At 75.0% G+C, this 13840-nt stretch carries 14 protein-coding genes; 7 read left to right on the top strand and 7 right to left on the bottom strand.

The genetic code is table 11. The features are described 5' to 3' along the window. The first annotated feature begins 70 nt into the window (after nucleotides 1–70). Nucleotides 71–1183, top strand: a complete 1113-nt coding sequence (locus tag ACFWIC_RS25600) for a beta-ketoacyl-ACP synthase 3 (protein ID WP_380520098.1) — start codon at nucleotides 71–73, stop codon at nucleotides 1181–1183. Nucleotides 1184–1356: 173 nt separating this feature from the next. Here the strand turns inward: ACFWIC_RS25600 and ACFWIC_RS25595 are convergent, their stop codons facing one another. Further along, a complete protein-coding gene (locus tag ACFWIC_RS25595; protein ID WP_380520111.1) occupies nucleotides 1357–2574 on the bottom strand; it encodes a 3-deoxy-7-phosphoheptulonate synthase in 1218 nt (405 codons plus the stop codon). A 430-nt stretch (nucleotides 2575–3004) separates the two neighbouring features. On the opposite strand from ACFWIC_RS25595, the gene ACFWIC_RS25590 reads away from it, so the two are divergent. Together ACFWIC_RS25590 and ACFWIC_RS25585 are read left to right on the top strand one after the other, a co-directional pair. Beyond that, complete coding sequence (locus ACFWIC_RS25590) at nucleotides 3005–3367, top strand: DUF1304 domain-containing protein (protein ID WP_329885084.1); 363 nt, start codon at nucleotides 3005–3007, stop codon at nucleotides 3365–3367. Continuing rightward, nucleotides 3364–3918: a TetR/AcrR family transcriptional regulator gene (locus tag ACFWIC_RS25585; RefSeq protein WP_329949458.1), complete on the top strand. Its 555-nt coding sequence runs from the start codon at nucleotides 3364–3366 to the stop codon at nucleotides 3916–3918. Before ACFWIC_RS25590 ends, ACFWIC_RS25585 begins: the two co-directional genes overlap by 4 nt. 21 nt (nucleotides 3919–3939) lie before the next feature. Here the strand turns inward: ACFWIC_RS25585 and ACFWIC_RS25580 are convergent, their stop codons facing one another. Further along, nucleotides 3940–4770, bottom strand: a complete 831-nt coding sequence (locus tag ACFWIC_RS25580; RefSeq protein ID WP_329949457.1) for an inositol monophosphatase family protein — start codon at nucleotides 4768–4770, stop codon at nucleotides 3940–3942. An 89-nt stretch (nucleotides 4771–4859) separates the two neighbouring features. After that, entirely contained in the window at nucleotides 4860–5372 is a 513-nt protein-coding gene (locus ACFWIC_RS25575; RefSeq protein WP_380520097.1) for a DUF4188 domain-containing protein, read from the bottom strand. A 98-nt stretch (nucleotides 5373–5470) separates the two neighbouring features. Here ACFWIC_RS25575 and ACFWIC_RS25570 point away from each other — a divergent pair, with 98 nt between their 5' ends. Then, on the top strand, nucleotides 5471–6148 hold the full coding sequence (locus ACFWIC_RS25570) for a MerR family transcriptional regulator (RefSeq protein WP_355405445.1): 678 nt from the start codon (nucleotides 5471–5473) through the stop codon (nucleotides 6146–6148). Between the two features lie 106 nt (nucleotides 6149–6254). On the opposite strand, the gene ACFWIC_RS25565 is transcribed toward ACFWIC_RS25570, so the two are convergent. Further along, nucleotides 6255–6728 (bottom strand): DUF3093 family protein, encoded by a 474-nt coding sequence (locus ACFWIC_RS25565; protein ID WP_329949454.1) that lies wholly within the window; start codon nucleotides 6726–6728, stop codon nucleotides 6255–6257. A gap of 217 nt (nucleotides 6729–6945) precedes the next feature. Between ACFWIC_RS25565 and ACFWIC_RS25560 the strand changes: the two genes are divergently transcribed. Further along, a complete protein-coding gene (locus ACFWIC_RS25560) occupies nucleotides 6946–7911 on the top strand; it encodes an endonuclease/exonuclease/phosphatase family protein (RefSeq protein WP_380520110.1) in 966 nt (321 codons plus the stop codon). A 185-nt stretch (nucleotides 7912–8096) separates the two neighbouring features. On the opposite strand, the gene ACFWIC_RS25555 is transcribed toward ACFWIC_RS25560, so the two are convergent. After that, nucleotides 8097–8495: a DUF4440 domain-containing protein gene (locus tag ACFWIC_RS25555; protein ID WP_329949452.1), complete on the bottom strand. Its 399-nt coding sequence runs from the start codon at nucleotides 8493–8495 to the stop codon at nucleotides 8097–8099. Between the two features lie 300 nt (nucleotides 8496–8795). Here ACFWIC_RS25555 and ACFWIC_RS25550 point away from each other — a divergent pair, with 300 nt between their 5' ends. Both ACFWIC_RS25550 and lanL read left to right on the top strand, forming a co-directional pair. Next, nucleotides 8796–8963 carry an SflA family class IV lanthipeptide gene (locus ACFWIC_RS25550; protein WP_329885076.1) on the top strand — a complete coding sequence of 56 codons (168 nt, stop codon included), beginning with the start codon at nucleotides 8796–8798 and terminating at the stop codon, nucleotides 8961–8963. A 179-nt stretch (nucleotides 8964–9142) separates the two neighbouring features. After that, nucleotides 9143–11920: a class IV lanthionine synthetase LanL gene (lanL, locus tag ACFWIC_RS25545; protein ID WP_380520096.1), complete on the top strand. Its 2778-nt coding sequence runs from the start codon at nucleotides 9143–9145 to the stop codon at nucleotides 11918–11920. A gap of 63 nt (nucleotides 11921–11983) precedes the next feature. Here lanL and ACFWIC_RS25540 read toward each other — a convergent pair whose 3' ends face one another. Both ACFWIC_RS25540 and ACFWIC_RS25535 read right to left on the bottom strand, forming a co-directional pair. Then, nucleotides 11984–12562 (bottom strand): GNAT family N-acetyltransferase, encoded by a 579-nt coding sequence (locus ACFWIC_RS25540; protein WP_329949450.1) that lies wholly within the window; start codon nucleotides 12560–12562, stop codon nucleotides 11984–11986. A 304-nt stretch (nucleotides 12563–12866) separates the two neighbouring features. After that, nucleotides 12867–13832, bottom strand: a complete 966-nt coding sequence (locus tag ACFWIC_RS25535) for a LysR family transcriptional regulator (protein WP_380520095.1) — start codon at nucleotides 13830–13832, stop codon at nucleotides 12867–12869. Nucleotides 13833–13840 lie beyond the last annotated feature (8 nt).

Genomic DNA, 13840 nt, shown 5'->3' with positions numbered 1-13840 from the left:
CCGGGTTCCAGGCAGGCCCCGGACGCTGTCCCCGGAGTGCTGACCCGAGCGGCCCGAAGGGGAGTCGACGATGGCCGAGCAGAGTGCGGTGCAGAACGCGGTGCGACCGGAGCGTCCGCGCCCGGACCGGCCGGAGGCGGACGGGGCCTGGGCGAACCGGGCGGAGGCGGACGGGGCGCGGACGGACGGGTTGCGGGCGGCCCCCGTCGGTCACAGCCGGCTGCTCGGGGTCGGCGGGTACCGGCCCGCCCGGGTGGTCGGCAACGCCGAACTGGGCCGGCTGATCGGGCACCCGGAGGAGTGGATCACCGGCCGCAGCGGCATCGTGGAGCGCCGGTTCGCCGGGCCGGCGGAGACCCTGGCCGTGATGGGCGCGGCGGCTGCCGACAAGGCCCTGGCCCGCGCCGGGGTCCGGCCCGCCGACATCGACCTGGTGCTGCTGGCGAGCACCTCCAACATGCTGATGACCCCGCCGACGGCCGTCCGGATCGCGCACGAGCTGGGCGCGCACGGCGCCACGGGGATCGACCTCTCGGCCGCCTGTGCGGGCTTCTGCCACGCCCTCGCGCTGGCCGCCGACTCGATCGGCGCCGGCAGCGCCGGTCACGTCCTGGTGGTCGGCGCCGAGCGGATGACCGACATCGTGAACCCGACGGACGACTCGATGGCCTTCCTGTTCGCCGACGGCGCGGGCGCGGCGGTGGTCGGCCCGGCCGACCGGCCCGGGATCGGACCGGTGGCCCGCGCCGCCAACGGCCGGTACTTCGACTCGCTGCGGATGTCGCACGGGTGGGACGCCTACGCGGGATCACCGGGCACGACCGAGCGGCCCTGGCTGCGGATGGACGGCCGCCGGGTGTTCCGGTGGGCGATGGAGGAGGTCTGCCCGGGCGCGCGCCGGGCGCTGGACGGCGCGGGGATCGCGCCCGGGGACCTGGACGTGTTCGTGCCGCACCAGTCCAACGCGCGGATGATCGACCTGATGGCCGAACGGCTGGAGCTGGGCCCGCGGACGGTGGTCTCGCACGACGTGGCCCGCACCGGGAACACGTCCTCCGCCTCGGTGCCGCTGGCCCTGGAGGCGCTACTGGAGGCCGGGGAGGCCGGTCCGGGCGACACCGCGCTCCTGGTCGGCTTCGGCGCCGGCCTCAACTACGCGGGCCAGGTGGTCCTGCTGCCGTGACGCTCGCCGCCCGGCCCTCGCCGTCGGCCCGGGAGGGCGCCGGGGTTCGGCTCGGCCGACCCGGTGGAGCACGCCGGCGGGGGCCGGTCCGACGGCTCCGCACCCGCCGAAACGCCGGGACCGGGAGAGGGTGCCGGCGCTTCGGCGTCCGCGCGGTGCGGCCTGCCGCGGTGTCAGAAGGAGATCGTCGGCGAGACCCGGAGCGGACCGGGCGACTTGGAGGCCAGCTCGGCGACCCGGGCGGCCACCTCCAGGGACTGGGCGCGGTTGAAGCGCGGGTCGCAGGCCGACTCGTACCGGTCGGCGAGGTCGTCGGCGGAAACTCCGCCGGTTCCGCCGACGCACTCGGTGACGTCCCGGCCGGTCATCTCCAGGTGCAGGCCCCCGGCCACCGTGTCCAGAGTGCGGTGCACTTCGAAGAAGCCCCTGATCTCGTCCATGACCGTGTTGAAGTACCGGGTCTTGTGTCCGGAGGGCGCGGTGACGGTGTTGCCGTGCATCGGGTCGCACACCCACGCCGTGGGGAAGCCCTCGGCCGCCACCCGGGAGACGAGCTCGGGCAGGACGTGCCGCACGGCCCGGGAACCCATCCGGCTGATGAAGGTGAGCCGCCCGGGCTCCCGCTCGGGGTCGAGGCGGTCGGCCAGCCGCAGCACGGTGTCCGCGTCCGCGGTCGGGCCGAGCTTCACGGCGATCGGGTTGTCGACGGTGCTGAAGTACTCGACGTGCGCGCCGTCCAGGTCGCGGGTCCGCTCGCCGATCCACAGCAGGTGACCGGAGCCGGCCCAGCGACGCCCGGTGCGCGGGTCGGTCCTGGTCAGCGCGGTCTCGTAGTCCAGGAGAAGACCTTCATGGGAAACGAAGAACTCGTCTCCCTCGTCCGCGAGTTCGCGGAGATACCCGATGGTCACCGCAGCGACGTGACGGCTCCGGAGGAGGCGGCCGGGGTCGGGGGTCCGCGCCTCGGGGGTGAACTCGGTCCCGTTGACGGCATCACCCCGGTAGACCGGCAACGTCACGCCGCCACGGGTCTCCGTGCTCCGGGAACGGGGCTTGGCGTACTGGCCGGCGGTCCGCCCCATGGTGACCACCGGCATGGCCAGGGCGTCCGACAGGGTGGCCGCCATGCTGCGCAGCGTGCCACGGGTGGCACCCACACCTTCGGGGGTGATCATGTCGAAGGTCTCCGCGCAGTCCCCGCCCTGGAGCAGGAAGGACCGGCCGCGTGCCACGTCGGCCATGCGCAGACGGAGGCGCTCGCACTCCTCGGCCGGGACGAGGACGGGCAGGGACTCCAGCCGACGCACGGCCTCCCGCAGTTCGGAAACGCTGGGCCAGTCCGGCTGCTGGGCCGCCGGCCTGGTCCGCCAGGCGTCGTCCGGTACGGGCAGGGGGACTTCGAGGTCGGGGCGCACGCGGTGTCCTGACTGGTGGATGGGCTCGACGGCCCGGCTTCCGGGGGGATCGGCGCCGCGTCCGGGCCTGAGCGCCCGGGCGCGGCGGCGCGATGGCGCTGCGGGGAGGTGGTACTGCGGGGAGGTGGTGCGGAACGTCGGGGAGGAGCTTCAACCGAAGCGCTAGTTAGGTTAGGTTAACCTAACCCGAGCGGTCCCGACACCCTCACCCCCGCCGGCCCATGACACCCCCCTGAGGCTCCGCCGGCTCCAGAGGCGGCGTCACGCCGTTCGGACCCGGGGAGAGTTGGAGTTAACGGAGGCGGGCGTCGACCCTTCCGCTCCACTCCACCCGCAGCCGGCCGGTGGCTCCGCTCTGGACACCTGTCTATGATTACTGGACACTCGTCCAGAACGGAGCCTCGTCATGGGTATCGTCGCGAACACGCTGGTGGGCCTGGTGGCCGCCCTGCACGGCTACATCCTGGTGCTGGAGATGTTCCTCTGGGAGCGCGCGCCGGGGCGCGGCCTCTCCGGCTTCGACGCCACGACGGCAAAGGCCACCGCCCCGCTGGCCGCCAACCAGGGCCTCTACAACGGCTTCCTGGCCGCCGGCCTGGTCTGGGGGCTGCTCGCGGACGACCCCACCGGCTTCGGCGCCCAGGTCTTCTTCCTGTCCTGCGTCGTGGTGGCCGGCCTGTACGGCGCGGCGACCGCCAACCGCCGGATCCTCTTCGCCCAGGCCCTGCCCGGCGCCCTCGCGCTCGCCGCCGTCCTGGTCGCCCGGTGAGCGACGCACGGGCCGACCGCACCCGGGCCAAACTCCGCGCCGCGCTGCTCGCCGAGTGCGCCGAACGCCCGCTCGGCGAGGTCAGCGTGGCCGCCGTGGTCCGGCGCGCGGCCGTCGGACGCGCCACCTTCTACCTGCACTACGAGGACCTCCGGGCCCTCGCCGTGGACGCCTGCGCCCAGGTCGCGCGCGAGGGCGTCGACGCCCTGCACGCCTGGCGCGGCGTCCCCGACCCGGCCGCCCCGCCCCCGGCGCTCGCCGCGTTCCTCGCCGAGGTGGCGGAGCACGCGGCGGTCCACCGCCCGCTGCTGCTGCCCGGCGGCACCGGACCGCTCGGCGAGGTCCTCCACCGCGAGCTGCGCGAACGCAGCCGCACCGAGCGGGCCCTGGCCGGTGCGCCACACCCCGACCTCGTCGCGACCGCCGTCGCCGCGACCTTCACCGCACTGCTGGCGGACTGGCTGCACGCCCTCGTCCCGGCCACCTCCGAGGAGCTCGCCGCCCGGAGCTGGCGCCTGCTGATCTCCCTGCACCGCACCCCGTTCGAGTGAAACCGCGGGCCCGGCCCGGGATCACTCGCCGGCGAGGAGGCGGCGTACGCGCTCCAGGGTCTCGGGGTCCCGGGCGGCGGTGAGCGGGAGGGTGTTCCCCCCGGCGAGACGGAAGGGCACACCACCCCGGGTGGTGTGGGCGCCGCCGGCCTCGGCGACCAGGAGGAGGCCGGCCGCGTGGTCCCAGGCGTTCTCCCAGCAGAAGGCGACGGCATCGAGGGCGCCGCGGGCGATGGCGAGGTATTCGAGGCCGGCCGACCCCGCGCACGGCCGGGTGGTCACCCCGTCGGTGCGCAGACCGAGCAGGGCACGCCGCTGGTCGGGCGTGGTGTAGTCCGGGTGCGAGGAGGCGATCTCCAGCGGAGCCCCGGGCCCCGGGGAGCCGGCGAACAGCGGGACGCCGTCGAGCCGGGCCCCGCCGCCCCGGAGCGCCGTCGCCATCTCGTCACGCGCCGGCGCGTACGTCCAGGAGGCCAGCAGCTCGCCGCGGTGGGCGAGGGCGACCAGGGTGCAGAACCCCTCCTCGCCGCGGACGAAGGTGCGGGTCCCGTCGATCGGGTCGACGATCCAGACCGGAAGGTCGCCGCCCAGGGCGCCGTAGCGGGAGGGATCCGCGTCGACGCCCTCCTCCCCCACCACCACCGAGCCCGGGAGCAGCGCCGTCAGCGCCGCGGACAGGTAGGCCTCGGCACGCCGGTCGGCGATCGTCACCAGGTCGTGCGGGCCCTTCTTCTCGGCCACCTGGTCGGCGGCGAGCGACCGGAAGTGCGGCATGATCTCGGCGGCGGCCGCCTGCCGGACCACCTCCGCGACGGGCGTCAGGCACTCTGCGGCGAAAGCTTCGTCGATCATCGCACCATCAGACCACACCCCCGGGGAGTCCCGGCCGGCCGAGCCGGCCGTACCGTCCGCCACAGGCCGCGCCGCCCGCGCCGTCGCGGTCAGCCCTGCCGGCCGGCGAGCCGCTGCGCCGCGGTGTCGCCGCGCTTCCCCACCAGCTGCGTACCGAACGCCTGGCCGAGACCGAAGGACGGCATGCCGACGTAGACGGACTCGTGCCCGCCGGCGGGCACCTGGAAGGTCTCGTGCCAGATCCCCACCCCCGGCGCCCTGTCCGCCGCCGACGCGGCGCGGGCGCGGCGGTTGAACGCCTGCCAAGCGGGCCGGTGGTGGCGGTCCGCCGCCGACGCGTAGGCCAGCAGCCGGTCCGCGTCCCGCCAGTACTGGATCAGGGTGATCTCGCGCAGTCCGCCCCCGACCACGACCCGGAAGCCCGCCATGCCGGAGTCCGGGTCCTTCGCCAGCTCCCGCAGCATGGCCGGCATGGCTTTGAAGGTGGGCCACCACTGGCGCACGGCGCGCCACCGGTTGATCCGCATACCGATGAGGAAGACGACGACGCCGCCTTCGTGGGCATCGGTGGTTCGCCCGCGTGAAAGGGTAGTTGGTGCCATGACTCACCCCTGAGGTCAATGGATAGTGTCGCTATCCCTATTAAGATAGTGACACTATCCCCTTGGGGTGTCCAGTCGATCCGAAAGGAAAGCCCGCCATGCGGCTGTCCGACCTCAGTACCCGCAGCGGCGTGCCGACCGCGACGATCAAGTACTACCTGCGCGAGGGCCTGCTGCCCGCCGGCGACCGCGTGACCGCCTCCCGCTCCGAGTACACCGAGGCGCACCTGCGCCGGCTCCGGCTGGTCCGCGCGCTCGTCCAGGTCGGCGGCATGAGCATCGCCGCGACCAAGGAGGTGATCCGGGCCGCCGAGGACGACACGCTCGACCAGCACCAGCGGTTCGGCGCCGCCCAGGAGGCCCTCTTCAGCGGTCGCCCGGACGCGGAGGAGAGGCCCGAACCCGGCACGGCGGCGCGCGCGGCCGTCGACGAACTGCTGGCCGAGACGGGCTGGGGCGAGTGCGTGGACCAGCCGCTCTACTGGAACCTGGTCGACGCCGTCACCGCGCTCGAACGGCTCGGCCACCCCTGCGACATCACCCGCCTGCGTCCCTACGCGGCCGCCGTCGCCCCGCTGACCGAGTACGAGGTGGACGTGCTGGCCGGATATCCCGACGAGGAGCAGCTGGAGGCGATGGTGGCCCTCACCGTGCTCAACGAGCCGATCCTCCTGGCACTGCGGCGGATCGGGCACGCCGAGGTCTCGGCGACCAGGTTCGGGTCGTCCGGGACCGCCGGGCACCCCGCCGGAGCGGGCGCGCCGAACGTCGGCTGAGACCCGCGGGGGTACGCCGGAGCCGTCGGCGTCGCCGTCGCCGAGGTGGGCGGGGTGGGCCGGTCCGCCCACCCGTCCGCCCGCACCGAACCGCCCGCAGGCGCGGTCAGCCGCGCGTCGCGGCCGGGGCGGCGTACCGGTCGCGCGCCTCGGCGAGGGCCGCCGCGAGGGCGGTCGGGCGGCGGGTCGAGAGGTAGACGTACGGGCAGAGCAGGGACGGCTCCGCGACCTCGACGCGCACGGCACGGGGCAGGTAGGTGCGGATGAGCAGACGCGCCCGGGGGCCGGCGAGGCGGGTGCGCCAGGCGAAGGCGGCGGCCTCGTCGAGGATCTCGACCGCGCCGGTGTGCTCACCGCGCAGCACGATCGGGCCGGCCACCAGGACACCGTCACAGATCCGGATCCTGACCGCGCCGTACCAGCGCAGCGCCGGGACCGCCGCGGTCAGCAGCAGGGCGCCGGCCGCCGCCGCGGCCGTCGGACCGAGTGGCAGCAGGGCGGCCGTGAGAGCGCCGGCCGCCACCAGGACGGCCAGCCACCAGCGCCTCGGGACGGAGAGACGTTCGTCGTAGATCACCACACCCGGGATGCTGTCACGGCCTCACACGCCCCCCGCAGGTGGGTCACCGGTGGGAGCGCGGGCACCTCGCCACACGCCGCGCGGCCCGGCGGGCGACCGGGCGGGTGAACATCCGCGCACCGCCCCCGTCCTCCCGGTCCGCCGCCCCCCGCCGGCCGGGACACTGGGCCCCGGGACACCGGCGCCCACCGACACGGCGACAGGAGTGCACATGGACGTGGTCATCGGCACGTGGAACCTGGAGAACCTCTGCCGGCCCCGGGAGGACGGCGCGCCGCCCTCGCACCGGTGCGCGGCCAAGAACCAGGACGTCTACGACGCCAAGCTCGGGGCCCTGGCCGAGGCCGTCGACCGCATCGCCCCGGACGTCCTCGGGGTCCAGGAGGTCGGCGGCCCGGCCGAACTCGACGACCTGGTCGCGCGCCTCGACGGCGACTGGCACACCGAACTGTCCGACCACCCCGACGAGCGCGGCATCCGGGTCGGCTTCCTCAGCCGCCACCCGCTCACCCGCGTCGAGGACCGGACGGCGTTCCCCCAGCGCCTGCGGCCGATCCAGGTCGAGGACTTCGGCGAGCCGATCCACACGATGGGGCGCGGCGCGCTGGCCGTCTCCGTCGAACCGAGCCCCGGCCACACCCTCCACCTCGTGGTCTGCCACCTGAAGTCGAAGCTCCTCACCTTCCCGGGCAACCGGCACAGCACCGAGGACGAGGGCGAGCGGGCCCGCTACGCCGCCTACGCCCTGTTCCGGCGCGGCGCCGAGGCCGCCGCGGTGCGCGAACTGGCCGACCGCCTGCTGGCCGACGAGGGCCGCACCCGCGACGTCGTCGTCCTGGGCGACCTCAACGACGAGTGGCAGGCCGCCACCACGCAGATCCTGTACGGACCGCCCGGCTCCCAGATCGGCACCGGCGGCTTCGACAGGCCGGACCTCCGCGACGGCAGCCGCCTCTGGAACCTCGCCCCGCGCATCCTCGCCGCCGGCGGCTTCTCCCGGGTCTTCGAGGGGCAGCGCGAACTCATCGACCACATCCTGGTCAGCCACGCGCTGCTCGAACGGGTGACAGCCGTCTCGACGGGGGCGGGGAGCCTGCCCGATGTGAGCGGTGCCCAGCCCACCGCCCCGCACGCCGGCCCCTCCGACCACGCTCCCGTCCTCGCCCGGCTCGCCTTCCCCTGACCCGGCCGGGCGGCGGGCGCCGTCAGGCGGCGGACGGGCGCCGGACGGGCACCGGACGGGATACCGGGACGGGGTGGCGGGCGCCCCGTCCCGCCGTCAACTGCGTTCCGGGTGCCCGCGCCGGCCCGGGGGCAGGGCCGCCGGGAGTTGCTCCGGGCCGGTCGGAACCGGTCGGAACCGGTCGGTCAGGGCTGGTCGTACCAGGAGAACGCGACGATCCGCCAGCCCTCCGGGGTCCGGACGAACTGGATGGTCTTGGTCCCGCCGCCCTCGAACGGCTCGCCGTCCAGGACCCCGGACTTGCGGTACTCGCCGAAGCGGGACGCGATGTCCCCCTCGATCTCGGTCCGGGCCGAGGTCTCCCACTCGGAGAAGTCGACCAGCCGCCCGTCGTTCAGCAGCCGCTCGCGCGGCTCGACGAACTCCTCGACGGAGTAGACCGTGAACTCCGGGCCGGTCTTGACGATCACACCTCCCGGCACGAGCAGGCGGCGGATCCGGGCCACGTCGGCCGGCCTGCCGTCCCGGTTGTCGAAGGCCCCGAAGAACTCGGCGGTCAGCAGGTCGATTTCGATCGTGGACATGATCCGACCGTAGCACCGGCCGGTTCCGCGATCATCACTTTCGACAAGATGTGACACTTCATTCCACGACGAACCATGAAGCCGCCTCCCCTGCACGGCGATCAGCGACCCGACGTCGCACACGGACGACCCCCGGGCAGCCGACGGCGACGCCCTCCGCAGCTCCCGGGGCTCGCGGACCGGTCCCGCCCCCACAAGTCCACAGATGTGGTGATGTCGCGCCCCTATGGTGAATTGGTTGGGATGGCTAGCATGGGCATGCCGCAAGGAATCCGCCAACCCGTATGGGAGGAACCACCCATGAGTGCACTGGCCCTGGACATCCGCGACGCCGGTCTGCTGGACATCGACGACGAGACCATCACCTTCGAGGACGAGTTCGACGCGGACCTCGCCCCCGTGGCGTGTCTCGCCGACCCGTGGGTCACCTACGTCCCGACCCGCTTCGAGTGTGCCGTCAACTCCTGACCCCGTCGGGAGAGTCGGACAACCGTCGGCCGCCGCCCGCGAATCCGCGCGCGGCGGTCGCGCGTACGGCCCCCGAGACCCGCGCGGCTCCGCCCTCCGGGCCGGGACAGCGGGCCGAAGCGTGCAGAACACCGGACAGGGACCTCGGGGAGGGTGCATCCGTGCCGTCGACAGCAGCGGTGAACGCACGGACGGACTCCGGGACGGCCGGGGCGCTGCACGGACGGCTGACGGAGCTGGTGGCCCTGGCGACCACCGCGTCCAGCACGGCCGCCGCGCCCGGTGCCCGCCGCGAATGTCACGCCGGGGACGGCTGGTTGTACCTCCACGACCCCGACATGCCGGAGCTCGCCCACGGCTGGAAGCTCCACGTCTCGACCCGCCCCGACCTCCTCCCGCTCCTGCTGGAGGTGGTGGTACCGATCCTGCTCCGCCGCACCTGTGACGCCAAGTTCGCCGCCGACGCCGCCGTGCTGCGCGAACTGAACGCCGGAGTTCGCGGTGCGGCAGCCGTCGGCAAGGCGGTCACGGTGTACCCGTCGGCGCATGAACCCGCCGCTCTCGGGCAGGAGTTGGCGGAGGCACTGGCCGGCTGGGACGGCCCCCGCGTGGTCAGCGACCGGCGGGTCCGGGCGGACGCCCCGGTCTACTACCGCTACGGGCCGTTCCGCCCCTCCGCCGACGACCCCGAACTCGTCATGACCGGTCCGGCCGGCGAGCGGTTCACGGGTCTCGCCCGGGACGCCTACCGCCAACCACCCTGGGCGGAGGACCCGTTCGACACCCGAACCCGGCGGCGCCGCGCGACCACCCGGGTCGGCGACGGCCGCTACCGGATCACCGCCGGGATCACCCGCTCGCCGAACGGGCACGTCTACCGTGCGGTCGAACTCTCCACCGGCCAGGAGGTGGTGGTGAAACAGGCGCGGGCCTTCGTCGCCGAGGACACCACCGGAGTCGACGCCCGCGGCCGGCTCCGGCACGAGCGGCAGGTGCTCACCGCACTCGCGGGCGTGGCCGGGGTGCCGCGGCTGGTCGACTACTTCCGGCACGGCGAGGACGAGTACCTGGTGAGCAGCGCCTGCGGACCGCGCGACCTGCGCCGCGAGGTGCTCGGGTCGGGACCGTACGACACCACGGCCGACCGGCGGGGCTCCCGGCCCGGCGCCCCGCCCGCGCAGGAACGCGGCTGGTGGACCCTGGCCCGCGGGCTGTTGCGGATCCTGGACGCCGTGCACGCACGCGGCGTGGTGGTCCGGGACCTCAAGCCCGCCAACGTGGTGCTCGACGCGTCCGGCGGATGCTCGCTGGTCGACTTCGGGGTCAGCGCCCTCGACGGCGCTCGCCCCGACGGCGCGACCCGGGGCTACGGCCTTCCGCTCGCCACGGAGACCGAACCGGCCGACGACTACTACGCGTTGGGCACCACGCTGTCCTACGCGGCCACCGGACTCGACCCGGTGGTGATCGACCCGGATCCCGCGACCAACCGTGACCGCACCCTGGCCTGCCTCGCCGCCGCACTCGCGCGGACCGGGCGCCCGGCGGCCCCGGTGGTCACGGTGGTGACCGGCCTGCTGAGCCTCGATCCCGCCGAGCGCACGGCAGCCGCAGCCACGCTGCGGCGCGGTGAGACCCCTCCCGCCACCCGTGCCGCGTACGGCCCGCCCGCCGTCACCGCCGGGCTCCTCGACGAGGTCGTCGGCCACCTGCTCACCCGCTGCGTCCGGACGGCCGACGAGCTGGTCGCCGCCGACCGGCGGGGCGGGGAGCCGCGCAAGCTGTTCTCGCTCTACGACGGCGGCGCGGGCCTCGGCCTCGAACTGCTGCAGCACGCCGACCGTCCGGACGCGCGCGCGGCGGTCGTCGCGCTGGCCCGGTGGACGGCCGACCACCCGTCGATGGACCGGCTCGGCCCGGGACTGTACGACGGCCGGGCCGGGGTCGACCTGTTCCTCGCCCACGCGGCCGACCCTCTCGGTACCGAGCCACCGGCCGGCCCGCCGGCCGGTCGTCCGGGCCCAGGTCCGGGCCCCGGCGCCGGGACCTGGGCGGACGCGGTCGCCGACCCGCTCCGGACGGACCAGATCTCCGGCGCCGCAGGTGTCGGCACAGCCCGGCTGCTGCTCGCCCGGCGTGCGGCGGCGGCCGGCCGGCACGGGGACGCCCGGATCCACCTGGCCGTGGCGACCGCGTGCGCCCACCGGCTCACCGCCGGTCCCGCCGACCCCGGGGAGGCTCCCAACCCCGGAACCGCCGCGCTCGCCGAGGGCTTCGCCCACGGCCGGGCCGGCCTCGCCCACTTCCTGCTCGCCCTGCCCGGCGCGTACGCCGAGGCCGCCGCCGCGGACCGGTCCGGCACCGAGGCCCGTGCACCCCGAGGCCCCGCCGCAGAGGCGGCACAGGCAACCCAGGCAGCAGAGGCGGCACGGGCCGCACAGGCGGAGCAGGCGGAGCAGGCGGCACGCAGCATCCTGGACGCACTCGCCGCCGACGTGCCGCGCCTCGTCGCCGACGCCGCGCGGCCCGGGGCCACCCGCCGCTACGGATCCTGGTGCCGCGGCCTGGCCGGAATCGGAACGACGCTGGTCCAGGCGGGCCGGCACTACGGCGAGGACGGGTTCACCGCCCGCGCCGCCGAAGCGGCGACCGCCTGCCGCGCCCTGGCCCCGAGGATGGGCACGGTCGGGCAGTGCTGCGGTCTGGCCGGCGTCGGGGAACTCCTGGTCGACCTCGCCGTGGCCACCGGGGACGAGCGGCACTGGCGGGCCGCCGAGGAGATCGCCGGGCTGATCCTGACCCGCGGCGGAGGCCCGCCCGGCCGGCCGCTGCTCCCCGGCGCCGACCCCGCCGTCGAGTCCGCCACCTGGGCCGTCGGGACCCCCGGGGTGCTGTCCTTCCTGCGCAGGCTGCAGCGCCGGGGCGGGCCCCGGCCGGGCATGCTGTTCCCGTCCTGACCGGGGACGGCACCCCCGCCCCGCGCCGGACGCCGACCTGCGGGGTGTCCGTGCGGTCTCCGGTCAGGGGGTTCCGGTGGCCGCCCGCTCCTCCGCCTGGCCCCGGGTGAGCCGCCAGACCTGTTCCTCGCCGCTCTCCGCCGGGGCCAGCCGCTCGGCCGGGCGGCGGACGTCGGCGGTGAACCCCAGGCGCGCGGGGACGGCGCCGCTGGCCCGGTTGGCCACGTCGTGGACGATCTCGACGTAGTCGACGCCGGGGAGGCGGAACGCCTGCCCGACCAGGGCGACGACGCTCCGGCTCGCGACCCCGCGGCCGGTGGCACCGGGGTGCAGCCAGTAGCCGATCTCACGGGCGCCGTCCGCCGTGCCCTCCCGCCGGAAGAGCCCGCAGGCACCGACGATCGCCCCGTCCAGCACGACCGCGTACGTGAAGTCCGTCCCGCTCTCCCAGCGCTCCGGGCGGGCCGCCAGGAACTCGGCGGTCCGTTCCCGGCTGTGGTCGGCGATCCAGGACATCCACGGCCGCAGATGCTCCAGCGACTCCTCGATGACCCGGAAGTACTCCGGAAGGTCCGCCTCGCCCTCGAAGCGGCGGAGCGTCAGCTCGGTGTCCAGTTCGATCACCCGCAGGGGAAGGTCCATGCCCGAGGATCGTCCTCGACCGTTCCCTGCGGCAAGGCGTTTTCCGGGCGCACCGCAGCAGACCACCGAGCTCCCCCGCTCCCCGGCCCTGCGGGGGTGGCAACCGTTCCACGGCTGCCACCCCCGTTCTGCGTCCCGGTCCGCCCGTGAGCTCGCAGGCTCCGCCATGACCCTGCTGCGCTCCCGTGCGGACGTCGAGGCGCCGCGCTGGACGTGCGGGCCGTACTGGCGGCGCCGGAGGCGGGGTTCCGCCTGCACCCGCCGGCCGACGGTGAGTTGCCGGCACTGCTCGTCCCGGCCTCCGTCACCGCCCGGCGGACCGGGCCGGCCGCGGCACGGTCATGTGGTCGGGGTGGTGGGTGGCGACGTCGTGGGCGGCTCGGACGAAGGCGGCGACGGCTGCGGATCGCGAGGTCTCCGGCCAGGCGACCACGACCGCGCTGGGGCTGAGGCCGGTGACCGGCCGGTATGCGATGTCCGGGCGCTGGTGCCGCTCGGTGGTCGAGCGTGACAGGAACGCCACCGCCTGCCCCAGCGCGACCACCTCCAGGAGTTGCTCGACGCTGGCCACGAGCGGCCCCTCAGGAGTGTCAGCCGGCGCCGGGCCTGGGTGGCCGTCGCCCGCTTCCGCTCCGTCGCCTCCTGTGTAGTAGGCGGTGGTGGAGGGGGCGGCCCCCTTCCAGCGCGGGATCGGTTCGCCCCTGAGGTCGGCCAACCGCAGTCGCCGGCGTCCGGCCAGGCGGTGCGCGGCGGGGAGGACGGCCAGTCGCGGCTCGACCACGAGCGTCTGGGAGTCCAGTCCCTGACCGTCGAACGGGCTGCGGAGCAGCGCTACGTCGGCACGGCCGTCCCGCAGCATGGCGATCGGCTCACCGCTGCCGCCGACGACGACTTCAGGCGGCGGCAGATGCGAACCCGTTCCCCGGTAGGCGGCGAGGATCTCCCGCAGCAGCCCGGCGTCGCCTCCCGGTTTGACCGCCACGACGAGCTGGGGTGTCGGCTGACCGGCCCGGCGTGCTCGCCGGGCCGCCGCGTGCACCGCGTCGACCGCGATCCGGGCCTGGTCGAGAAGCACCTGACCGGCGTTGGTCAGCCTCACCTGCCGGGTGGTGCGCTCCAGCAGGCGTACCCCGAGCCGGGACTCCATCTGAGCGATCGCCTTCGACAGCGGGGGCTGCGCCATCCCCAGACGTTGCGCGGCCCGGCTGAAGTTCAGTTCCTCGGCGACCGCGACGAAGTACCTCAGCTCCCGCACCTCTAGCTCACTCATATCTGTGG

The sequence above is a fragment of the Kitasatospora sp. NPDC127035 genome (assembly GCF_042726075.1).
Lineage (GTDB): Bacteria > Actinomycetota > Actinomycetes > Streptomycetales > Streptomycetaceae > Kitasatospora.
Note: the sequence above shows the minus strand (reverse complement) of the source record. Positions and strands in the feature narration are given on the sequence as shown.

Excerpts from the sequence above, each read along its gene's own strand:
- ACFWIC_RS25550 (WP_329885076.1), top strand. The coding sequence starts at position 8,796 with ATGAGTGCACTGGCCCTGGACATCCGCGACGCCGGTCTGCTGGACATC.
- ACFWIC_RS25600 (WP_380520098.1), top strand. The coding sequence starts at position 71 with ATGGCCGAGCAGAGTGCGGTGCAGAACGCGGTGCGACCGGAGCGTCCG.
- ACFWIC_RS25575 (WP_380520097.1), bottom strand. The coding sequence starts at position 5,372 with ATGGCACCAACTACCCTTTCACGCGGGCGAACCACCGATGCCCACGAA.
- ACFWIC_RS25555 (WP_329949452.1), bottom strand. The coding sequence starts at position 8,495 with ATGTCCACGATCGAAATCGACCTGCTGACCGCCGAGTTCTTCGGGGCC.
- ACFWIC_RS25590 (WP_329885084.1), top strand. The coding sequence starts at position 3,005 with ATGGGTATCGTCGCGAACACGCTGGTGGGCCTGGTGGCCGCCCTGCAC.
- ACFWIC_RS25580 (WP_329949457.1), bottom strand. The coding sequence starts at position 4,770 with ATGATCGACGAAGCTTTCGCCGCAGAGTGCCTGACGCCCGTCGCGGAG.
- ACFWIC_RS25540 (WP_329949450.1), bottom strand. The coding sequence starts at position 12,562 with ATGGACCTTCCCCTGCGGGTGATCGAACTGGACACCGAGCTGACGCTC.
- ACFWIC_RS25570 (WP_355405445.1), top strand. The coding sequence starts at position 5,471 with ATGCGGCTGTCCGACCTCAGTACCCGCAGCGGCGTGCCGACCGCGACG.
- ACFWIC_RS25535 (WP_380520095.1), bottom strand. The coding sequence starts at position 13,832 with ATGAGTGAGCTAGAGGTGCGGGAGCTGAGGTACTTCGTCGCGGTCGCC.